This window comes from Pseudomonas sp. GW821-FHT02H06, assembly GCF_059421525.1.
Genome location: NZ_JBWKVD010000013.1, coordinates 99237 through 121818, shown reverse-complemented (window position 1 = coordinate 121818; position 22582 = coordinate 99237). Strand labels below are relative to the sequence as shown.

The 22582-nt window shown below is 59.0% G+C and carries 19 protein-coding genes; 15 read left to right on the top strand and 4 right to left on the bottom strand.

The genetic code is table 11. The features are described 5' to 3' along the window. Window positions 1–29: 29 nt before the first annotated feature. A complete protein-coding gene (locus tag AC07VF_RS20000; protein ID WP_495009421.1) occupies window positions 30–1073 on the bottom strand; it encodes an aminoglycoside phosphotransferase family protein in 1044 nt (347 codons plus the stop codon). Window positions 1074–1202: 129 nt separating this feature from the next. Here AC07VF_RS20000 and AC07VF_RS19995 point away from each other — a divergent pair, with 129 nt between their 5' ends. The 11 genes from AC07VF_RS19995 (at window position 1203) to AC07VF_RS19945 (ending at window position 15289) form a co-directional block, all read left to right on the top strand. After that, window positions 1203–3986 (top strand): LPS-assembly protein LptD, encoded by a 2784-nt coding sequence (locus AC07VF_RS19995; RefSeq protein ID WP_495009420.1) that lies wholly within the window; start codon window positions 1203–1205, stop codon window positions 3984–3986. Next, window positions 3967–5289 (top strand): peptidylprolyl isomerase, encoded by a 1323-nt coding sequence (locus AC07VF_RS19990; protein WP_192173103.1) that lies wholly within the window; start codon window positions 3967–3969, stop codon window positions 5287–5289. The genes AC07VF_RS19995 and AC07VF_RS19990 overlap by 20 nt, the downstream gene beginning before the upstream one ends. Continuing rightward, window positions 5286–6275: a 4-hydroxythreonine-4-phosphate dehydrogenase PdxA gene (gene pdxA / locus AC07VF_RS19985; RefSeq protein ID WP_495009419.1), complete on the top strand. Its 990-nt coding sequence runs from the start codon at window positions 5286–5288 to the stop codon at window positions 6273–6275. Before AC07VF_RS19990 ends, pdxA begins: the two co-directional genes overlap by 4 nt. Then, window positions 6272–7078 carry a 16S rRNA (adenine(1518)-N(6)/adenine(1519)-N(6))-dimethyltransferase RsmA gene (gene rsmA, locus AC07VF_RS19980; protein WP_423573484.1) on the top strand — a complete coding sequence of 269 codons (807 nt, stop codon included), beginning with the start codon at window positions 6272–6274 and terminating at the stop codon, window positions 7076–7078. Before pdxA ends, rsmA begins: the two co-directional genes overlap by 4 nt. A 116-nt stretch (window positions 7079–7194) precedes the next feature. Next, on the top strand, window positions 7195–7575 hold the full coding sequence (gene apaG / locus AC07VF_RS19975; RefSeq protein ID WP_192173106.1) for a Co2+/Mg2+ efflux facilitator ApaG/CorD: 381 nt from the start codon (window positions 7195–7197) through the stop codon (window positions 7573–7575). Continuing rightward, window positions 7575–8456, top strand: coding sequence for a symmetrical bis(5'-nucleosyl)-tetraphosphatase (locus AC07VF_RS19970; RefSeq protein WP_192173107.1), 882 nt, complete (start codon window positions 7575–7577; stop codon window positions 8454–8456). The genes apaG and AC07VF_RS19970 overlap by 1 nt, the downstream gene beginning before the upstream one ends. Before the next feature lie 55 nt (window positions 8457–8511). Next, the gene (glpE, locus tag AC07VF_RS19965; protein ID WP_192173108.1) at window positions 8512–8832 is read left to right on the top strand and encodes a thiosulfate sulfurtransferase GlpE; all 321 of its coding nucleotides are present in this window, start codon (window positions 8512–8514) and stop codon (window positions 8830–8832) included. Window positions 8833–9119: 287 nt separating this feature from the next. Further along, the gene (locus AC07VF_RS19960) at window positions 9120–11042 is read left to right on the top strand and encodes a PrkA family serine protein kinase (RefSeq protein WP_192173109.1); all 1923 of its coding nucleotides are present in this window, start codon (window positions 9120–9122) and stop codon (window positions 11040–11042) included. A gap of 116 nt (window positions 11043–11158) precedes the next feature. Then, window positions 11159–12430, top strand: a complete 1272-nt coding sequence (locus AC07VF_RS19955; RefSeq protein WP_074886967.1) for a YeaH/YhbH family protein — start codon at window positions 11159–11161, stop codon at window positions 12428–12430. Next, window positions 12427–13989, top strand: coding sequence for a SpoVR family protein (locus AC07VF_RS19950; RefSeq protein ID WP_495009418.1), 1563 nt, complete (start codon window positions 12427–12429; stop codon window positions 13987–13989). Before AC07VF_RS19955 ends, AC07VF_RS19950 begins: the two co-directional genes overlap by 4 nt. A 70-nt stretch (window positions 13990–14059) precedes the next feature. Further along, the gene (locus AC07VF_RS19945; protein WP_495009417.1) at window positions 14060–15289 is read left to right on the top strand and encodes a multifunctional CCA addition/repair protein; all 1230 of its coding nucleotides are present in this window, start codon (window positions 14060–14062) and stop codon (window positions 15287–15289) included. Between the two features lie 56 nt (window positions 15290–15345). Here the strand turns inward: AC07VF_RS19945 and folK are convergent, their stop codons facing one another. Then, entirely contained in the window at window positions 15346–15873 is a 528-nt protein-coding gene (gene folK / locus AC07VF_RS19940) for a 2-amino-4-hydroxy-6-hydroxymethyldihydropteridine diphosphokinase (protein WP_495009416.1), read from the bottom strand. Beyond that, window positions 15864–16217 carry a dihydroneopterin aldolase gene (gene folB / locus AC07VF_RS19935; protein WP_192173112.1) on the bottom strand — a complete coding sequence of 118 codons (354 nt, stop codon included), beginning with the start codon at window positions 16215–16217 and terminating at the stop codon, window positions 15864–15866. The genes folK and folB overlap by 10 nt, the downstream gene beginning before the upstream one ends. A gap of 74 nt (window positions 16218–16291) precedes the next feature. Between folB and plsY the strand changes: the two genes are divergently transcribed. Next, window positions 16292–16861, top strand: coding sequence for a glycerol-3-phosphate 1-O-acyltransferase PlsY (gene plsY / locus AC07VF_RS19930; protein WP_074886952.1), 570 nt, complete (start codon window positions 16292–16294; stop codon window positions 16859–16861). 47 nt (window positions 16862–16908) lie between these two features. Here the strand turns inward: plsY and tsaD are convergent, their stop codons facing one another. Continuing rightward, entirely contained in the window at window positions 16909–17934 is a 1026-nt protein-coding gene (tsaD, locus tag AC07VF_RS19925; RefSeq protein WP_495009415.1) for a tRNA (adenosine(37)-N6)-threonylcarbamoyltransferase complex transferase subunit TsaD, read from the bottom strand. A gap of 196 nt (window positions 17935–18130) precedes the next feature. Between tsaD and rpsU the strand changes: the two genes are divergently transcribed. The 3 genes from rpsU to rpoD all read left to right on the top strand — a co-directional run bounded on the left by rpsU (window position 18131) and on the right by rpoD (window position 22488). After that, on the top strand, window positions 18131–18346 hold the full coding sequence (gene rpsU / locus AC07VF_RS19920; protein WP_002551877.1) for a 30S ribosomal protein S21: 216 nt from the start codon (window positions 18131–18133) through the stop codon (window positions 18344–18346). Window positions 18347–18608: 262 nt separating this feature from the next. Next, entirely contained in the window at window positions 18609–20576 is a 1968-nt protein-coding gene (gene dnaG / locus AC07VF_RS19915) for a DNA primase (RefSeq protein WP_192173114.1), read from the top strand. 67 nt (window positions 20577–20643) lie between these two features. Beyond that, window positions 20644–22488: an RNA polymerase sigma factor RpoD gene (gene rpoD / locus AC07VF_RS19910; RefSeq protein ID WP_192173115.1), complete on the top strand. Its 1845-nt coding sequence runs from the start codon at window positions 20644–20646 to the stop codon at window positions 22486–22488. Window positions 22489–22582 lie beyond the last annotated feature (94 nt).

Below are 22582 nucleotides of genomic sequence, written 5' to 3'. Positions count from 1 at the left end.
CAGTCCCTCTTCAATTGCAGTCCATTCCGTTACACAACAGATGCTGGTTTTGCCTGTGTCGGTTTTGTATGGCCAAGGCTGGTCAACAGATTACTCAGTTCAACCAGCTCCGGGCGTCGCGCCAACACCGCTTCTATATAAGATAAGAAGCGCGGCACATCGGCGACGTAGCGTGGCTTGCCATCACGATGGCAGATGCGGGCGAAAATACCGATCACCTTCAAATGCCGCTGCACGCCCATCAAATCGCTGGCACGCCGGAATTCATCGAATTCGCCCTGCACCGGGATGCCCGCCGCCGCAGCCTTGTTCCAGTACAGCTCGAGCCATGCCGCTACGCGCTCCTCCGGCCAACTCAGGAAAGCATCCTTGAACAGGCAGGTGATGTCGTAGGTGACCGGGCCGTACACCGCGTCCTGAAAATCCAGCACGCCAGGGTTCGGTTCACTGAGCATCAGGTTGCGCGGCATGTAGTCACGGTGCACCAGCACCTTTGGCTGGGCCAGCGCGCTTTCGATCAGCAGATCGCTGACTGCCTGCCAACTGGCCTGCTGGGCCTGGTCAAACTCGACGCCCAGATGACGCTTCACGTACCACTCGGGAAACAGCTCCAGCTCGCGGCGCAGCAGTGCCACGTCGTAACTCGGCAACGGCGCGTCCATCGGCAGTTGCTGGTAGGCGAGCAGTGCGTCGATTGCGTCCATGAACAGCCGATCGGCGTTTTGCTCGTCGATGACATCCAGGTAGGTCTGACGACCCAGGTCATTCAACAAAAGAAAGCCCTGATTCAGGTCTTCGGCATAAATTTTCGGAACATTAATGCCCGACCCGCTCAATAAATGAGCGATATCCACGAAGGGTTTGCAGTTTTCCTGGGGCGGCGGCGCGTCCATGACAATAAAAGTTCGGCCCTCCCCCTCCCAGCGAAAGTAGCGACGGAAACTGGCGTCGCTACTGGCGGCAGTCAACGTGGCCGGGGGAATCGGGCCCCAGCCCTGGGCCTCAAATAACCGCGGGAGCTGCTCATCGAGCCAAACTTTCAGGTGTTGCAGGCGTACATCTTGATCTGGCATTGCAAGGGTCTCCGACGGCGCTAGCCGTCAAGCGGGTCATGCTTTATTATCCGACATCTTTTTCAGCCCATCGAGAGGCGTGCGGCCCCCCCGCGGGCAGATGGCGCGCAGGAAGCCCGGACTAATAAGATGGCATTGAAATCCCCCGCGTTTCGTAAAAAATTTCCGTTGCTCGTAACCGGCAGTTTGCTGGCGATGCAACCCCTGGCCGTCCCGTACGTGGTTGCCGCCGAACAGTATGACTGCTCGGTGTCTGCAACAGGTGCATGGGATTGCTCTCCGAAAACCAACGCAGCCCAGTTGCCTCCGCGCCCCGTGCACGACGCCAACAGTGTTTCGTCCAACAGCAGCACGGCAGATGGCGCTCAGACGACCACCACCTCCGATGGCGAAGTCGTGCCCAAAACGATGCTGGTCACCGAGGCCAAGGGCCGTGGCCTGAAATCGCGCAGCGCCGATTACAGCCACCTTGACTGGGTTCCGCGCGAGAAGCTGACCGCAGCCCAACTGGCCGAGACCGGTCCGTACTGCTCGGGCGCCTACATCGAACCGATCCGTCCGGGCATGGACGACAAGACGCCGAAGAGCGACGCACCGACTTTCATCGGTGCCAAGGCTTCCCGTTATCAGCAGGAAGAACAGGTTGCGACTCTGGCCGGCGACGTCGTCCTGCGTCAGGGCAGCATGCAGGTCGAGGCTGACGAAGCCAGCCTGCATCAGGCCGAGAACCGTGGCGAGCTGAACGGCGATGTCCGTCTGCGCGACAACGGCGCCCTGATCGTCGGCGACCATGCTGAAGTTCAGCTCGACACCGGCGAAGCCAAAGTCGACAACGCCGAATACGTGCTGCACAAGAACAACGTTCGCGGTAACGCCCTGTACGCTCGTCGTGCCGAGAACGCGATCATCCGCTTGAAGGACGGCACGTACACCACGTGCGAACCGAACAGTAACGCGTGGACCGTTAAGGGCAACAACATCACCCTGAACCCGGCCACCGGTTTCGGTACTGCCACCAACGCCACACTGCGCGTTCATGACATTCCGATCCTTTACACGCCTTACATCTATTTCCCGATCGACGACCGTCGCCAGTCCGGCTTCCTGCCACCGACCATCGGCACGGACAGCGACACCGGCTTCTCGTTGCTCACTCCGTACTACTTCAACCTGGCGCCGAACTACGACGCCACGTTGTACCCGACCTACATGGCCAAGCGCGGCATGTTGCTGGAAGGCGAGTTCCGTTACCTGACCAAGAGCAGTGAAGGTCAGTTCGGTGCGGCTTACCTGAACGACGACAACGACGATCGCAAAAATCAGTCGGACTACAAAGACACCCGCTGGTTGATCAACTGGCAGGATCGAAGTGGTCTGGATTCGCGTCTGACCAGCAAGATCGACTACACCAAAGTCAGCGATCCTTACTACTTCAAGGACCTGAAAAGCGGTCAGGAAGGCGTCAGCACCCACGACTACCTGAACCAGCAGGGCGCGGTCTACTATCGTGGTGACAACTACACCGCGACGCTGAACGCTCAGCAGTATCAACTGACCACCGTGACCCAGATCACGCCTTATGGCCGCCTGCCTCAGCTCACGCTGAATGGTTCGCTGCCGTTCCAGCCTGCAGGCTTCAAGTTCGACTACGAGACTGAGCTTGTTCGCTTTGATCGTGATTTGAGAACCGGTGGCTACACCAACGAAGACGACGTGACTTCGCCGCGTCTGGACACCAACGTCCGGGGGCTTGCTCGTGCGAACGGCGATCGTCTGAACCTGGCGCCGTCCATCAGCCTGCCGCTGACTGCCAGCTACGGTTTTGTAACGCCCAAGCTGAAGTACGTTTACACCCAGTACGATCTGGACCTGGACTCGCAGGGCAAGAGCACGTTGCTGGCGGATGAGACTTATCACAGCAGCGAAAACCGCAGCGTGCCAATTTTCAGCGTCGACAGCGGCCTGTATTTCGATCGCAACACCAACTGGTTCGGGAAAAACTACCGCCAGACGCTGGAGCCTCGTGCGTACTACCTCTACGTGCCAGAGAAAGATCAAACCGATATCCCGATTTTCGACTCGGGTGAAACCACGTTCAACTACGCCTCGCTGTTCCGCGACAACCGCTTCGTCGGCTCCGACCGTATCGGTGACGAGAACAAGCTGTCGCTGGGCGTAACCAACCGCTGGATCGAAGACAACGGCTTCGAACGTCAGCGCGTCAGCGTCGGTCAGGCCGTGTACTTCGCAGATCGCAAGGTGCAACTGCCAGGCATCGCGTTCGAAGACCGCAAGGACGCCCAGTCCGACGTGTCGCCTTACGCACTCGAATACGAATACCGCTTCAACCGCGACTGGCGTGCCACGTCGGACTTCAACTGGGACCCGGACAGCCGCAGCACTCGCTCCGGCAGCGCGATGGTTCACTACCAGCCTGAAGACAACCCCGGCAAGATCATCAACGCCGGCTATCGCTATCGCAACGACCAGGTTCGTTATGACCAGACCACCGGTAAGTGGAGCGTCGGTGGGGGGGATTACACCTACCCGGATGGCAGGGTCATCAAGGACTACTACAAGATTCAGCAACATGACTTCTCGGTCATCTGGCCTGTGGTCCCGCAGTGGAGCGCCATCGCTCGCTGGCAGTACGACTACAACCGTGACCGCACCCTCGAAGCCTTTGGTGGTTTTGAATATGACAACTGCTGCTGGAAGCTGCGTCTGATCAACCGGTACTGGGTCGACTATGACGAGTCCACTCAAGAGATACCGCAGAACGAAAAAGGCGACCGCGGCGTCTTCCTACAAATCGTGTTGAAGGGACTTGGCGGCGTCGTTGGCCAAAAAGTTGAAAGCTTCCTCGACAAAGGCATCCAAGGTTATCGTGAACGTGAAGACCAAGCTTTCTGATTGTCTGCGCCCGCTGATGCTGGGCGCGCTGCTTATCGGTACTGTTGCGCACGCGGAAGTGCGCACCATCGACAAGGTAGTTGCCATCGTCGACAACGACGTGGTCATGCAAAGCCAGCTCGACCAGCGCACCCGTGAGGTTCAGCAAACCATCGCCAAGCGCGGGCAGGGCGTTCCGCCTGCCAGCGCGCTGGAGTCTCAGGTCCTGGATCGTCTGATCCTGGAAAACCTGCAGATTCAGATCGGCGAACGCTCCGGCATTCGCATCAGCGATGAAGAACTGAATCAGGCGGTTGCAACCATCGCTCAACGCAACAACATGAGCGTTGACCAGTTCAAGGCTGCGCTGACCCACGACGGGTTGTCATACACCAGCGCACGTGAGCAGATCCGCCGGGAAATGATCATAAGCCGTGTGCGGCAGCGCCGGGTTGCCGAACGTATTCAGGTCTCGGAGCAGGAAGTGAAGAACTTCCTCGCTTCCGACCTGGGTAAGGCTCAGTTCTCCGAAGAATTCCACTTGGCCAACATCTTGATCCCGACGCCGGACAGCGCGACGTCGGATCAAATTCAGGCCGCTGCAGCTAAAGCCAAGGACCTCTACGGCAAGCTGCAACAGGGTGCGAACTTCGAGCAGATGGCGATCGCGTCCTCGGCCAGTGAAAGTGCTCTGGACGGTGGTGACATGGGCTGGCGTAAAGCCGCTCAGTTGCCGCCTCCGTTTGGTGACATGCTATCGTCGATGCGTCCGGGTGAGGTCACCCCTCCTGCGCGTACACCGGGCGGTTTCATCATTCTCAAACTGCTGGAAAAACGCGGCGGCGAGACTCAGACCCAGATGCGCGACGAAGTCCACGTTCGTCACATCCTGATCAAGCCAAGCGAAATCCGTAGCCCAGCCGAGACCAAGCTGCTGGCGCAACGGATCTACGACCGGATCCAGAATGGCGAAGACTTCGGCGAACTGGCGAAGAGCTTTTCCGAAGACCCGGGTTCGGCGCTTAACGGCGGCGACATGAACTGGGTTGACCCGCGTTCGCTGGTTCCGGAGTTCCGCGACGTCATGAACGAGACACCTCAGGGTGTCGTGTCCAAGCCGTTCGAGACTCAATTCGGCTGGCACGTTCTGGAAGTCCTCGGCCGTCGCTCGACTGACAGCACCAGTCAGGCCCGTGAGCAACAGGCGATGACTGTGCTGCGTAACCGCAAGTACGACGAAGAGCTGCAAACCTGGCTGCGTCAGATCCGTGATGAAGCCTACGTCGAGATCAAGCTCCCCGGAGCTGATCAGGCGGCCAAGTGAAACCCCAGCGTTTCGCCCTGACACCCGGCGAGCCGGCCGGCATCGGTCCCGACCTTTGCCTGCTGCTCGCCGCGCAGTCCCAGCCCCATCCCCTGATTGCCATTACCAGCTGCGACCTGCTCACCGAGCGGGCCGTCCAGCTGGGTGTGGCTGTCAGCTTGATCCCCGTCACACCCGCCGCCTGGCCTGACGTCCCGGCCCCCGCTGGCAGTCTGTATGTCTGGGACACCCCGGTTCAGGCGCCGGTCATTGCCGGCCAGCTCGACAAAGCCAATGGCGGCTTCGTGCTCGAAACCCTAACCCGCGCCGGCCAGGGCTGCCTGGACGGGCACTTCGGCGGCATGATCACAGCGCCGGTGCACAAGGGCGTGATCAACGACAGTGGCATCGCGTTCTCCGGGCACACTGAATTTCTTGCCGAGCTGACCCACACCGAACAGGTGGTGATGATGCTGGCAACCGGTGATCTGCGGGTGGCGCTGGTGACCACTCACCTGCCCCTGCGTGACGTCGCCGACGCGATCACCGCTGAACGGCTGGAGCGCGTGACGCGCATCCTGCACGCGGATCTGGTCAACAAATTCGGTATCGCCCGCCCGCGGATTCTGGTCTGTGGCCTGAACCCCCATGCCGGCGAGAGCGGTCACCTGGGCCGCGAAGAAATCGACATCATTGAACCTACCCTGGCGCGTCTGCGCAGCGAGGGCCTGGATTTACATGGCCCGCTGCCTGCCGACACGCTCTTCACCCCCAAATATCTGGAGCACTGCGACGCAGTGCTGGCGATGTACCACGACCAGGGCCTGCCCGTGCTGAAGTACAAAGGCTTCGGCGCCGCCGTCAACATCACGCTGGGCCTGCCGATCATTCGCACCTCCGTCGATCACGGCACGGCGCTGGATCTGGCGGGCACCGGCAAGATTGACACCGGCAGCCTCAGGGTCGCTCTGGAAACCGCCTATCAGATGGCCGAGACCCATTCATGAACGAGCAATTCCAACACAAGGCGCGCAAGCGTTTTGGCCAGAACTTCCTGCACGATGCCGGCGTGATCGACAAGATCCTGCGCTCCATTCGGGCCAAGACCGAGGACCGCATGCTGGAAATCGGCCCGGGACAAGGCGCCCTGACCGAGGGCCTGCTGAACAGCGGCGCACTATTGGACGTCGTCGAGCTCGACAAAGACCTCGTGCCGATTCTCATGCATCAGTTCGGCAGCAAGCCGAATTTCAGTCTGCACCAGGGTGACGCGCTGAAGTTCGACTTCACCAGCCTGAACGCAGCACCCAACAGCCTCCGTGTCGTCGGCAACCTGCCGTACAACATCTCGACGCCGCTGATTTTCCATCTGCTGCAGAACGCTTACCTGATCCGCGACATGCACTTCATGCTGCAGAAAGAAGTGGTCGAGCGTCTGGCGGCGGGTCCTGGCGGCGGTGATTGGGGACGGCTGTCGATCATGGTTCAGTACCACTGCCGCGTGGAGCATCTGTTCAACGTTGGTCCGGGCGCGTTCAATCCGCCGCCGAAAGTGGATTCCGCCATCGTTCGTCTGGTGCCCCATGAAACCCTGCCGCACCCGGCCAAGGATCACCGCGTGCTTGAGCGCGTCGTCCGTGAGGCCTTCAACCAGCGCCGCAAGACCCTGCGCAATACGCTGAAAGCCCTGCTGACCAGCGAAGAAATCACCGAAGCCGGCGTTGATGGCAGCCTGCGTCCGGAGCAGCTGGATCTGGCGGCGTTTGTGCGACTGGCCGACAAGCTCAGCGAAAAGCCAGTCGCCGCCTGACTTTCTCGGGACATGTCCGGTCAAAGCCTCATCGGTCTTTATCCGTGACATGTCCTAGACTGATTTCCAACCGGACGACTTCCGGCTATTTCCGCTTCGCTTCTAAGGCCTCTTGCATGTCTGATTCTCGTTACCAGGTCGACGTCAGCGTCGAGACCCGATTCCTAGCCGAACAGTCTCAGCCTGAGCAAAACCGCTTCGCCTTCGCCTACACCATCACCGTGCAGAACAACGGCGAGTTGCCAGCCAAGTTGCTGTCACGCCATTGGGTGATTACCGACGGCGACGGTCAGGTTGAAGAGGTGCGCGGCGACGGCGTTGTGGGACAGCAACCGCTGATCCAGCCGGGACAAAGCCACACCTACACCAGCGGCACCGTGATGACCACCAAGGTGGGCAACATGCAGGGCACTTATCAAATGCTCGCCGAAGACGGCAAGCGCTTCGATGCTGTCATCGCTCCGTTCCGTCTGGCCGTCCCGGGGGCGCTTCACTGATGGCGGTCTACGCAGTCGGCGACCTGCAAGGCTGCCTTGAACCGCTGAAGTGCCTGCTCGAACGCGTTGCATTCGAGCCCGGCAAAGACACGCTCTGGCTGGTCGGCGACCTCGTCAACCGAGGTCCACAGTCATTGGAAACCCTGCGCTATCTCTACGCCATGCGCGACTCGATCGTCTGCGTGCTGGGCAATCACGACCTGCACCTGCTGGCGGCCGGCCGCAATATCGAGCGCTTGAAGAAAGGCGACACGCTGCGGGAGATTCTGGAAGCGCCAGACGCCGTCGTGCTGCTCGACTGGTTGCGCCAACAGAAGCTGATGCATTACGACGCCGAACGCGACATCGCACTGGTGCACGCAGGGATTCCGCCGCAATGGACGCTGAAGAAAGCTCTGCGCTGCGCCGAAGAGGTGGAAGAGGCATTGCGCGATGACAATCGCTTCGAGCCTTTTCTCGACGGCATGTACGGCAACGAGCCTGCCAAGTGGGACAAAGACCTGCAGGGCGTCACCCGGCTGCGTGTGATCACCAATTACTTCACCCGCATGCGTTTTTGCACCAGCGATGGCAAGCTCGACCTCAAGAGCAAGGAAGGCCTCGACAGTGCGCCGGCGGGTTACGCGCCGTGGTTCAAGCACAAGGAGCGCAAGACCAAGGGCGTCGGTATCATTTTTGGTCATTGGGCCGCACTTGAAGGCCGATGTGACGAGCCCGGGGTGTATGCGCTGGACACGGGCTGTGTCTGGGGCGGCGCCATGACGCTGCTCAACGTCGACACTCGCGCGCTGATCCGTTGCGACTGCGACGAGCGCGGCAACGCAAAGGTACCCGCCCCTGCGCTAACCCCCCTCAGCGAGCCAATTCCGCTGCAGCAGTAAAGATCTCACTACGTTCTCGACCGTTCGAGGACCCGACGGCCCAGGAGCCCGAGCCATGACTGACTTCAAACGCATTTCACCCGAACAAGTCCATGCCCTGCGCGAACAAGGCGCGGTACTGGTGGACGTACGTGACGCGCAGACCTACGCGTCCCAGCACATTCCGGATTCCCATCATCTCGACAATCACTCCATCGCCGACTTCATCCGTCAGGCCGATCTGGATAAACCGTTGGTCGTCCTCTGCTATCACGGCAACTCCAGTCAGAGCGCAGCGGCCTATCTTGTAGGTCAGGGCTTCTCCGAGGTCTACAGCATGGATGGCGGTTTCGAGTTGTGGAAAACCCAATTCCCTGCTGAAACCACGCAAGGCTGATCGAAAAATATTTTTGCTGGTCGCTATCCCGCGTCCTACGCGGGCTCGCGCCCTCATCTGACGAACGGGTATGCCCTGTTCATCTCCATCGCTTCTTTCTGTGCCCGAATCCGAACTACTCTTAGCCTCAGGCCATCCGAATCAGGGGAGAGCCGGTACACCGGCGCGTGGGTCATCGGTAGCTACTTTTATGGTGTTTGGGGGGTAATGGCAGCCGCGTGATCGGCTTCCATCCAGCATCAACTGACGATCCGCCGCCGGCTCCACGTATCGAGCGAGGTGACGTCATGAGTATTTTTAGCCACTTCCAACAACGCTTTGAATCGACACGGCAGGAAGAGCTCTCGCTACAGGAGTATCTCGAGCTCTGCAAAACCGATCGCAGCGCATACGCTTCCGCCGCAGAACGTCTGCTGATGGCCATCGGTGAGCCTGAGTTGTTCGACACGTCGACCAATTCCAGGCTGTCCAGAATCTTCTCCAACAAGGTCATTCGGCGCTATCCGGCGTTCGAGGATTTCCATGGCATGGAGGACTGCATCGAGCAAATCGTCTCGTACTTCCGCCACGCCGCCCAAGGCCTGGAAGAGAAGAAACAGATCCTTTACCTGCTCGGCCCGGTAGGCGGCGGCAAGTCGTCCCTGGCTGAAAAACTCAAAACGCTGGTCGAAAAAGTACCGTTCTACGCCATCAAAGGGTCCCCGGTTTTCGAATCCCCTTTGGGCCTGTTCAAACCCACCGAAGACGGGACGATCCTCGAAGAGGACTACGGCATCCCGCGCCGGTACCTGAACACCATCATGTCGCCATGGGCGACCAAGCGACTGGCCGAATTCGGCGGCGACATCAGTCAGTTCAAAGTGGTGAAACTCTACCCTTCCATTCTCAACCAGATCGCCGTCGCCAAAACCGAGCCCGGTGACGAGAACAACCAGGACATCTCGGCGCTGGTGGGTAAGGTCGATATCCGCAAGCTCGAGGAATACCCACAGAACGACGCCGACGCTTACAGCTATTCGGGCGCGCTGTGCCGGGCCAACCAGGGCCTGATGGAATTCGTGGAAATGTTCAAGGCGCCGATCAAGGTGCTTCACCCATTGCTGACCGCCACCCAGGAAGGTAACTACAACAGTACCGAAGGCCTGGGCGCGATTCCGTTCACCGGTATTTTGCTGGCCCACTCCAACGAATCGGAATGGCACAGCTTCCGCAACAACAAGAACAACGAAGCCTTCATCGACCGGATTTACATCGTGAAGGTGCCGTACTGCCTGCGTGTCAGTGACGAGATCAAGATTTACGACAAGCTGCTGTTCAACAGCTCGCTGGCCAAAGCCCACTGCGCGCCGGACACGCTGAAAATGCTCGCGCAGTTCACCGTGCTGTCGCGGCTTAAAGAGCCGGACAACTCCAACATCTATTCCAAGATGAGGGTCTACGACGGCGAGAACCTCAAGGACACCGATCCAAAAGCCAAGTCGATTCAGGAATACCGCGACAGCGCCGGTGTCGACGAAGGCATGAACGGACTCTCGACCCGGTTCGCGTTCAAGATCTTGTCGAAGGTTTTCAACTTCGACCCCCATGAGATCGCCGCCAACCCGGTCCATTTGCTGTACGTGCTGGAGCAACAGATCGAGCAGGAGCAGTTCCAGGCCGAAACCCGCGAGCGGTATCTGCGCTTCATCAAGGAATACCTGGCGCCGCGCTACATCGAGTTCATCGGCAAGGAAATCCAGACTGCGTACCTCGAGTCCTACAGCGAGTACGGCCAAAACATTTTTGACCGCTACGTGCTGTACGCGGACTTCTGGATTCAGGATCAGGAATACCGTGATCCGGAGACCGGCGAGATCCTCAATCGCGTGGCGCTGAACGAGGAACTGGAGAAGATCGAAAAACCGGCTGGCATCAGTAACCCGAAAGACTTCCGCAACGAGATCGTCAACTTCGTGCTGCGAGCCCGCGCCAACAACAACGGCAAGAACCCGACCTGGCTGAGCTACGAGAAGCTGCGGGTGGTGATCGAGAAGAAAATGTTCTCGAACACCGAAGACCTGCTGCCTGTCATCAGTTTCAACGCCAAGGCCAGCAAAGAGGACCAGCAGAAGCACAACGACTTTGTCACACGAATGGTCGAGCGGGGCTACACCGATAAACAGGTAAGGCTTCTTTCCGAATGGTACCTACGGGTCCGGAAATCGCAGTAAGGCAGCTGCAAGCGTCAAGCCACAGGCTGCAGGAAGAAAGCGCGTCATCTGCTATCCGGATAACCGCCTCTACTCGCAGCTTGCGGCTCACAACTTGAAGCTCCCCGGAGGGGCCTATGAGCTATGTGATCGACCGACGTCTCAATGGGAAGAACAAGAGCACGGTGAATCGGCAGCGCTTTCTTCGCCGTTATCGTGACCACATCAAGAAGGCAGTTGAAGAAGCCGTCAGCCGGCGCTCCATTACCGATATGGAGCACGGCGAACAGATCAGTATTCCGGGGCGGGATATCGACGAACCGGTGTTGCACCATGGTCGCGGCGGCAAGCAAACGGTTGTTCATCCGGGTAACAAAGAGTTCACCACCGGTGAGCACATCGCACGCCCGCAAGGTGGCGGCGGTGGCAAAGGGCCTGGCAAGGCGGGCAACTCCGGCGAGGGCATGGATGAGTTCGTGTTCCAGATCACTCAGGAAGAGTTTCTCGAATTCATGTTCGAGGATCTGGAGCTGCCCAATCTGGTCAAGCGCAACCTGAGCGGCACTGACACGTTCAAGACCGTTCGCGCGGGCATCAGTAACGAAGGCAACCCGTCACGCATCAACATCATCCGCACATTGCGCTCGGCACATGCACGGCGTATCGCGCTGTCCGGCAGCAGCAGGGCCAAGCTGCGCCAGGTGCAGGCTGAACTGGAACGCCTGAGGATCGAGGAGCCCGACAACTTCGGCGACATCCAGGAGCTGGAAATCGAGGCCGCAAAACTTCAGGCGCGCATTCGTCGCGTCCCGTATCTGGACACCTTCGACCTCAAATACAACCTGCTGGTCAAACAGCCGAACCCCAGCTCCAAAGCCGTGATGTTCTGTCTGATGGACGTTTCCGGGTCGATGACCCAGGCCACCAAGGACATCGCCAAGCGCTTTTTCATCCTGCTGTATCTGTTCCTCAAGCGTAACTACGACAAAATCGAAGTCGTCTTCATCCGCCACCACACCAGTGCGCGGGAAGTCGACGAAGAGGAGTTTTTCTATTCACGGGAAACCGGCGGCACCATCGTTTCCAGCGCATTGAAGCTGATGCAGGAAATCATGGCCGAGCGCTACCCCACCAACGAATGGAATATCTATGCAGCCCAGGCCTCGGACGGCGACAACTGGAACGATGACTCGCCCATTTGTCGCGATATCCTGATCAAACAGATCATGCCGTTCGTGCAGTACTACACCTACGTCGAAATCACCCCGCGCGAACATCAGGCGCTGTGGTTCGAATACGAGCGCATCGGCGAAGCCTTCGCCGACACGTTCGCCCAGCAGCAGCTGGTCTCTGCCGGTGATATCTATCCGGTGTTCCGTGAACTCTTCCAGCGCAGGTTAGTGACATGACCGCTAGAGAGCAGAAGCGCCAACCCCTCTCCACGGGTTCAGAGTGGACGTTCGAACTGATCCAGGCCTACGACCGGGAGATCAGCCGCATTGCCGAACGTTATGCGCTGGATACTTACCCCAACCAGATCGAGGTGATCACCGCCGAGCAGATGATGGACGCCTATGCGTCTGTCGGCATGCCCTTGGGTTATCACCATTGGTCCTACGGCAAGCACTTCCTCAGCACGGAAAAATCCTACTCGCGGGGCCAGATGGGTCTGGCCTACGAGATCGTCATCAACTCCGACCCGTGCATCGCCTATCTGATGGAAGAGAACACCATCTGCATGCAGGCGCTGGTCGTGGCCCACGCCTGCTATGGGCATAACAGCTTCTTCAAGGGCAATTACCTGTTCCGCACCTGGACCGACGCCAGTTCGATCATCGATTACCTCGTCTTCGCCAAGCAGTACATCATGCAGTGTGAAGAGCGCCACGGGATCGATGCGGTCGAGGATCTGCTCGATTCCTGCCACGCGCTGATGAACTACGGCGTGGATCGCTACAAGCGGCCCTATCCGATTTCGGCAGAGGAAGAACGCCGCCGCATGAAGGACCGGGAAGAGCACCTGCAGAAGCAGATCAACGATCTGTGGCGTACGATTCCGAAAAGTGCGAGCAAGCACGACAAAGAGGACTTCTCGCGCTTCCCCGCCGAGCCCCAGGAAAACATCCTTTACTTCATCGAAAAGCACGCCCCATTGCTAGAGCCCTGGCAGCGTGAAGTGGTGCGCATCGTGCGCAAGATTGCCCAGTATTTCTACCCGCAGCGTCAGACCCAAGTGATGAACGAGGGCTGGGCAACGTTCTGGCATTACACGCTGATGAACGATCTGTACGACGAGGGGCTGGTGACTGACGGTTTCATGCTCGAATTCCTGACCTCTCATACCAGTGTCGTCTACCAGCCGGGCTTCGACAGTCCCTACTATAGCGGTATCAATCCCTACACGCTGGGCTTTGCCATGTATCAGGACATCCGGCGGATGTGCGAGCACCCGACCGAGGAAGACCGCCACTGGTTTCCCGATCTGGCCGGCACCGACTGGCTGACCGCGGTGAAGTTTGCGATGAGCAGCTTCAAGGACGAGAGCTTCATCCTGCAGTACCTGTCGCCCAAGGTGATCCGTGACCTGAAGTTGTTCAGCATTCTGGACGATGATCAAAAGGACGATCTTCTCGTGCCTGCCATCCACGATGAAACCGGCTACAAGGTGATTCGTGAAACTCTCGCCGCGCAATATAACCTCGGCAACCGCGAACCCAACGTGCAGATCTACAGCATTGACCGGCGCGGCGACCGCTCCCTGACCCTTCGTCATCAACAGCACGACCGCAAACCCTTGGGCGATTCGACGGATGAGGTGCTGAAACACCTGCATCGGTTGTGGGGTTTTGATATCCATCTGGAAACGCTGCAAGGCGACCAGGTGATGAAAGTCCACCATGTGCCGCCGAGAAGCGAACACGCTGACAGTGAATATCCCCGGCTGGACCTGGCGGTCGTCCACTTATAAACCTTGAGCGTTTCCAGCCTCCGCGATCGCGACTTAAGGTTTATCCTGTCGCCCTCACGGAGGCTTTTTTATGCAGATTTATAAAGTTGGCGGCGCGGTACGCGATCGCCTGCTTGGCAAACCGGTCACTGACATTGACTGGGTAGTGGTGGGTGCGTCGACCGAGGAGATGCTGGTCAAGGGCTACCGGCCGGTGGGAACGGATTTTCCCGTCTTCCTGCATCCGCTGACCGGTGAGGAGTACGCACTGGCCCGCACCGAACGCAAGACCGGCAAAGGCTACGGCGGCTTTGTTTTTCACGCCCACCCGGACGTCACGCTGGAGCAAGACCTGATCCGCCGCGACCTGACCATCAATGCCATTGCCGAAGACAAGAATGGACAACTGACTGATCCCTATCACGGTCAGCAGGACCTTGAAGCCCAAGTATTACGTCACGTTTCCCCCGCGTTCGCCGAAGATCCACTGCGCGTCCTGCGCGTGGCCCGATTTGCTGCGCGCTATGCTCCCGACGGTTTCACCATCGCCCCGGAAACCCTCGAACTGATGCGCCAACTGAGCGGCTCCGGTGAACTGGAAGCGCTGACACCGGAGCGCAGCTGGAAGGAAATCTCCCGCGCGCTGATGGAAAAAGAGCCGCAGGTGTTCATCGAAGTCCTGCGCGAATGCGGCGCCCTGCACGTGCTGATGCCAGAAGTCGACGCGCTGTTTGGCGTGCCTCAGCCGGAAGCCCATCACCCTGAAATCGATACCGGTGTGCACGTTCTCAGCGTGTTGCATCAGTCCGCCCTGCACCGCCAGCCGCTAAGCGTTCGCTGGGCTTGCTTGCTGCACGACTTGGGCAAGGGCCTCACGCCGCAAGAGGAATGGCCGCGGCATATCGCCCATGAGCACAAAGGACTCAAGGCGATCAAGGCAATGAACCAGCGTTTCAAGGTGCCAAGGGACTGTCAGGAACTGGCGCTGCTGGTGGGCGAATATCACACCCATGGCCATCGCGCGCTGGAGCTGAAGCCTTCGACATTGCTGGATCTGTTGCAGAGCTTTGACGTGTATCGCCGCCCGCAGCGCTTCGAGGAATTCATCGCTGCCTGTGAGATGGACGCGCGAGGCCGCAAGGGGTTTGAGTCGCGCACCTATCCGCAAGCCGAGTACCTGCGCGGCGCTGCCGAAGCGGCGCGGCAAGTGGCAGTGCAACCGCTGCTGGAGAAGGGTTTTCAGGGCCAGCAACTGGGCGAGGCGCTCAAGCGGGAGCGGCTGGATACGCTGAAGGTATACAAGGCGTCGTATCAGCTATAAGCCCCTGGCTTGGCTGCGGCTCGGTCGGGCTGGCTGGCTAGCTGGCTGGCTGGCTGCTACATCGTAGCCAGCAGGGTGGCCGGGGTGAGTTGCTCGCCGCGCCATTCAAAGGCAACCGGCCAGAGTGTCTGATCGATGTTCGCATCGGCCCAAAGCTGGGCAAATGACACGTAGGCCTCTGGATGCAGGCGTTGCGGCGCGATCAGTGACAGCGGCCACAGCACGAACGCGTTTTTGAGGATTTCAGCCCGAGGCAGAATCAGGCCGTCGAAGTTTCCGACCTGTTCGCCATACAGCAGGACGTCGATGTCCAGCGGCAGCCCCTTTCGATCAGGGGCATAACGCCCGTTATCGGCTTCGATGAATTTGAGGCGGCGGTCCAGTTCAGTCAGCGGCAGGTCGGTCAGCGCCGACATCACCAGATTGAAAAACGGCCCGCTCTTGATCCCCACCGGATGACTTTCGAACACAGGCGAGCAGGTCATGTCGGTCAGAAAGCCGGCAAGGGCGTCGAGGCCTGCGCACAGATGGCGCTCCCGCTCGATGTTGCTGCCCAGTCCCAGAAAAATCCGTGTCAGCGACATCCGCGCTCGATCTCCACCCCAACGCCCTTCGCCGCAGGCACGGCTCCCGGCTTGGTCAATTTGAGGTGCAGCCAGGGAATGTTGAACTCGCTCATCAGCACGTCGGCGAGTCGTTCGGCAAAGGTCTCGACCAGCTGGAATTGAGAGGCTTCGGCGAACGTCTGAATTCGCGCGGACACACTGGCGTAATCGAGCGCCTTGCTCAGGTCGTCGCCTGCGGCTGCAGGCCGATTGTCCCAGGCAAAACTCAGGTCCAGACGCAGGCACTGGCGAATGCCACGCTCCCAGTCGTACGCGCCGATGACGGTATCGACCTCCAGACCCTCAATGAAAACTCTGTCCAAGCCTGTTTCTCCGCTGCACGACAAGGGCGCGATGCGCCGTTAGAATCAAGGCAACCTCGCCCGGAATGGTTAGCATGTTTTGGTTACTGGCGGTCCTCGCCTACCTGCTCGGTTCGCTGTCCTTTGCCATCCTGATCAGCCGCATAACCGGTCGCCCGGACCCTCGCGCCAGTGGCTCGGGCAACGCCGGCGCCACCAACATGCTGCGCCTGGCCGGCAAGAAACTCGCGGTACTGACCCTGATTGGCGACGTCTGCAAAGGCATGATCCCGGTGCTGATCGCCAGAGGATTGGACCTCGACCCACGCCTGCAGGCCTGGATCGGACTGTGCGCAGTGCTGGGGCATCTGTTCCCGCTGTACTTCCGTTTTCGTGGCGGCAAGGGCGTGGCCACGGCCGCCGGCATGTTGCTAGCCTTGTATCCGCCAGCCGCCCTGCTCGCCATAGGCGCCTGGCTGCTGACGTTCTACCTCACTCGCACCAGCTCGTTGGCGTCCCTGATTGCCACGCCGCTCACCCTTCCGCTGCTTGCCTGGCAGGAACCCCACGCTTTGCTGCCGATGAGCGTATTGACGTTGCTCATCGTCTGGCGCCATCGGGGCAATCTACGCGACCTGTTTGCCGGGCGCGAACGGCATTTCTGACGCTGCCCCCTTTCACATCCCAATCAGGCGCTCGAACCTATTTGCCCTCAAAGACCGGGCAACTGCTCCATCGGCCAGCGCGCCTGAACCGTAATGCTCAGACTTTCCCTCTGCCCCGCCTGCAAACGCTGGCAGCCGGCAAAGGCGATCATCGCGCCGTTGTCGGTGCAGAACTCAGGACGCGCGTAGTAGACATTGCCACCCAGGCCATCGAGCATCTGCTCCAGCGACTGGCGCAACGCCTTGTTCGCGCTCACGCCACCGGCGATGACCAGACGCTTGAGCCCGGTCTGCTTCAGCGCGCGTTTGCACTTGATGGTCAAAGTGTCCACCACCGCCTGCTGGAAGGCCAGCGAGATGTCGCAACGGGTTTGCTCGCTGTCGTCCCCGGCGCTTTGGCACTGCTGCCACGTGTTCAGCGAAAAGGTTTTCAAGCCGCTGAAGCTGAAATCCAGCCCGGGGCGGTCCGTCATCGGACGCGGAAAGACAAACCGCCCAGCCACACCGGATTGCGCCAGACGGGAAATCTCCGGACCACCGGGGTAGTTCAGCCCCATCATCTTTGCGGTTTTGTCGAAAGCTTCGCCGGCGGCGTCGTCCAGGGTCTCGCCCAGCATCTCGTAAAGACCAATGCCATCGACGCGAACCAGCTGTGTATGGCCGCCGGAAACCAACAAAGCGACGAACGGAAACTCAGGCGGATTTTCCTCCAGCATCGGCGCCAGCAGATGCCCTTCCATGTGGTGAACACCCAGCGCCGGAATGTCCCACGCAAACGCCAGAGCCTGTGCGCACGAAGCCCCTACCAGCAGGGCCCCGACCAGTCCCGGGCCTGCGGTATAAGCGATGGCATCGATCTCGGTCACGGCGCAGTCCGCCTCGGCCAACACCTGACGAATCAAGGGCAGCATGCGTTTTACGTGGTCACGCGAGGCAAGCTCCGGGACCACGCCACCGTAGACGCGGTGCAGGTCGATCTGGCTGAATAATGCATCGGCAAGCAACCCGCGTTCGCTGTCGTACAGCGCGACGCCGGTCTCATCGCAGGAAGTTTCCATTCCCAGTACTAGCATGGGGTACGCCTTGTGGAGGCTGAATTCGAAGGCGCGCATAATAGTCGCCGCTCATGCCTGCGACCAGTGCTTTTCGATCAGAGGCTTTGCATTCCGCGAAGCAAGGGGTTAACATCCGCAACCCTTAAAAACCGACGTACTTAGTGCAAGCGTTGCAGTAAGCGTTGACCCCGGTAATGAATGAAGGTAGCTCTGGATGCCAGCCGTCAAAGTTAAAGAGAACGAACCCTTCGACGTAGCTCTGCGTCGTTTCAAGCGCTCCTGCGAAAAAGCCGGTGTTCTGGCTGAAGTTCGTAGCCGCGAATTTTACGAGAAGCCGACTTCTGAGCGTAAGCGTAAAGCAGCAGCTGCTGTTAAGCGTCACGCCAAGAAAGTACAGCGCGAACAGCGCCGCGCCGTTCGTCTGTATTAATACAGACGTCTGACGCAAGCTTCTGCCTTGCCCGGCCTTCAAAGCCGGGCTGTCGGCAGTTGCAGTTTTAGCCTCAGGCAACACCGATCAAGCAACACAAGACAGAGGCTGTTGACGCCGCAGATGCGACCGAGACAAACCCCGTCGATTTCTTCCAGCCTGACTCAGGCCGCGTTGACCCGTCTACACTGACCAAGCAACCGTCGTTACGGTTTGGATTCGCCACGATCTTTCTGGCGGGGCGCCTGATGATGAGAACGCCATGGCCGGACTGATTCCCCAAGGTTTTATTGACGACCTCCTGAACCGCACCGACATCGTCGATGTTGTCAGCTCACGCGTTCAATTAAAAAAGACCGGCAAGAACTTCAGCGCCTGTTGTCCTTTTCATAAAGAGAAGACACCGTCGTTCAGCGTCAGCCCGGACAAACAGTTCTATTACTGCTTCGGCTGTGGCGCGGGTGGCAATGCCCTCGGCTTCATCATGGACCACGACAACCTGGATTTCCCCCAGGCCGTCGAAGACCTGGCCAAAGCCGCCGGGATGGAAGTCCCACGCGAACAAGGCGTCAAAGGGCAAAAGCCCAGGCAGCCTACCGATTCGCCGCTCTACCCCCTATTAACAGCCGCCGCCGACTACTATCGCGCTGCGCTGAAGAGCCATCCAACGCGAAAATCTGCGGTGGAATACCTGAAAGGCCGTGGCCTGTCAGGCGAGATTGCCCGGGACTTCGGACTCGGCTTCGCCCCTCCTGGCTGGGATAACCTCTACAAACACCTTAGCAGCGACACCCTTCAACAGAAGGCGATGATCGATGCCGGCCTGTTGATCGAAAACGCCGAAACCGGCAAACGCTACGACCGCTTTCGCGACCGGGTGATGTTCCCCATTCGCGACAGTCGCGGCCGTGTTATCGCATTTGGCGGGCGGGTACTGGGCGACGACAAGCCCAAATACCTGAACTCTCCTGAAACCCCGGTGTTTCATAAGGGTCAGGAGTTATACGGTTTATTCGAAGCTCGCAAATTTAACCGTAACCTGGACGAGATTATCGTCGTCGAAGGCTACATGGACGTTATTGCGCTGGCCCAACAAGGCTTGCGCAATGCCGTTGCGACGCTGGGTACGGCGACCAGTGAAGAGCATTTGAAGCGGCTGTTTCGCGTGGTACCGAACGTGTTGTTCTGCTTTGACGGTGACCAGGCTGGCCGAAACGCCGCCTGGCGTGCGCTGGAAGCGACGATTCCCGGTTTGCAAGACGGCCGACGCGCGAGGTTTCTGTTTCTGCCCGAAGGAGAAGATCCCGACACTCTGGTGCGGGCCGAAGGTACCGACGCATTCAAGGCCAGGATCAACCAGCACGCACAGCCGCTGGCCGACTATTTTTTCGAGCAACTGACCAAGGAGGCCGACCCGCGCTCCCTGGAAGGCAAGGCACACATGGTAACGCTGGCCGCGCCACTGATCGAAAAAGTGCCGGGCGCGAATTTGCGTGAGCTGATGCGTCGACGCCTGAAAGAGATCACCGGACTGGACACCGCTGCAGTCAGCCAGTTGATGCAGTCTGCTCCGGCGGAAGCCCAGCCCAGCTACGATCCGGGCTTTGATTACGACGCCGTGCCGGATTACGGCGATTACCAGCAGCACGATTACCAGGCGCAGCAGGAATGGACACCGAGCGCGCCGGGCGGTCAGCAGAAGAAATGGGACAAGAAGCCGTGGGACAAAGGCAAGAAATGGGACAAGAACGGCAAGCGTCCTGATTTCGAACCTCGGGGACCACGCACACCGGCGACGGTTGAGCCGCCGGCGTTGACAGCACTCAGAACGTTGCTGCATCACCCTGAACTGTCAGCGCAGGTCGCCAACGCCAGTACGTTCGCCGATGAAGAGAATGTGTATTCACAGCTTCTGGTGGCCCTGATCGACGCTACACAGAAAAACCCGAAGCTGCGCACGATGCAGTTGATTGCCCGCTGGCATGGCACCGATCAAGGACGATTGCTGCGTCAACTGGCGGAAAAGGAATGGCTGATCTCGGCCGATAACCTTGAACAACAGTTTTTCGACACTATAACTAGCTTGTCTGCTCGCCAACGCGAGCGACATCTGGAGCAATTGATCAGGAAGGAACGGCAGTCAGGCCTGAGCGCGGAAGAAAAAGTTCAGCTGCTCAACCTGTTAAATCGCAAAGTTCCTGCACAAACCCCGACCTCAACTGGCGTGTGAGGTCATAGCTCGGGTATAATCCCCGGCTTGTTTTTTGCCCGCCAAGACCTTCAGTGGATAGGGTGTTATGTCCGGAAAAGCGCAACAGCAGTCTCGTATCAAAGAGTTGATCACCCTGGGTCGTGAGCAGAAGTATCTGACTTACGCAGAGGTCAACGACCACCTGCCTGAGGATATTTCAGATCCAGAGCAGGTGGAAGACATCATCCGCATGATCAACGACATGGGGATCCCCGTACACGAGAGTGCTCCGGATGCGGACGCCCTTATGTTGGCCGACGCCGATACCGACGAGGCAGCTGCTGAAGAAGCCGCTGCTGCGCTGGCTGCGGTGGAGACCGACATCGGTCGCACGACTGACCCAGTGCGCATGTATATGCGCGAAATGGGTACCGTCGAGCTTCTGACACGTGAAGGCGAAATTGAAATCGCCAAGCGTATCGAAGAAGGCATCCGTGAAGTGATGGGCGCCATCGCGCACTTCCCTGGCACGGTTGAGCACATTCTCTCCGAGTACACTCGCGTTACCACCGAAGGCGGTCGCCTGTCCGACGTTTTGAGCGGATATATCGACCCGGATGACGGCATAGCGCCGCCAGCCGAAGTCCCGCCGCCGGTAGATCCCAAGGCCGAGAAGGTCGAAGGGGCTGACGACGAAGAGGACGACGCTACCGACGATGAAGAGGACGAGGTCGAAAGCGGCCCGGATCCAGTCATCGCCGCCCAGCGCTTCGGTGCCGTTTCAGACCAGATGGCAATCGCCCTCAAGGCGTTGAAAAAGCACGGTCGTGGCAGCAAGCAGGCCAACGCTGAACTGCTGGCTCTGGCCGAGCTGTTCATGCCGATCAAGCTGGTTCCGAAACAGTTTGAAGGTCTGGTTGAGCGCGTCCGCGGTGCCCTTGAGCGTCTGCGTGCCCAGGAACGCGCCATCATGCAGCTGTGTGTTCGTGATGCACGCATGCCGCGCGCCGACTTCCTGCGCCAGTTCCCGGGCAACGAAGTTGACCAGAGCTGGACCGATGGGCTGGCCAAAGGCAAAAGCAAATACGCTGAAGCCATTGGTCGTCTTCAGGCCGACATTCAGCGCTGCCAGCAAAAGCTGACCGCGCTGGAAGAAGAAACCGGCCTGACCATTTTGGAAATCAAGGACATCAACCGTCGGATGTCGATCGGTGAGGCCAAGGCCCGCCGCGCGAAGAAAGAAATGGTTGAAGCCAACCTGCGTCTGGTGATCTCGATCGCCAAGAAGTACACCAACCGTGGCCTGCAATTCCTCGATCTGATCCAGGAAGGCAACATCGGTTTGATGAAGGCGGTGGACAAGTTCGAATACCGTCGTGGTTACAAGTTCTCGACGTACGCCACCTGGTGGATTCGTCAGGCGATCACTCGCTCGATCGCTGACCAGGCACGCACCATTCGTATTCCGGTGCACATGATCGAGACGATCAACAAGCTCAACCGCATTTCCCGTCAGATGTTGCAGGAAATGGGTCGCGAACCGACGCCGGAAGAGCTGGGCGAACGCATGGAAATGCCTGAGGACAAGATCCGCAAGGTGTTGAAGATCGCTAAAGAGCCGATCTCCATGGAAACGCCGATCGGTGACGACGAAGATTCCCACCTGGGTGACTTCATCGAAGACTCGACCATGCAGTCGCCAATCGATGTCGCCACGGTAGAGAGCTTGAAAGAAGCGACGCGCGAAGTGCTGTCGGGCCTCACCGCCCGTGAAGCCAAGGTTCTGCGTATGCGTTTCGGTATCGACATGAATACTGACCACACCCTTGAGGAAGTCGGTAAGCAGTTCGATGTAACCCGTGAGCGTATCCGTCAGATCGAAGCCAAGGCGTTGCGCAAGCTGCGTCACCCGACGCGAAGCGAACACCTGCGTTCGTTCCTCGACGAGTAAGCGACGCGTCATACCAAAACCCCCGGCATTGCTGGGGGTTTTGCGTTTTAAGGAATAAATTTTCGGCACAGTGCCACTGTTGTCCAGCCCGGCT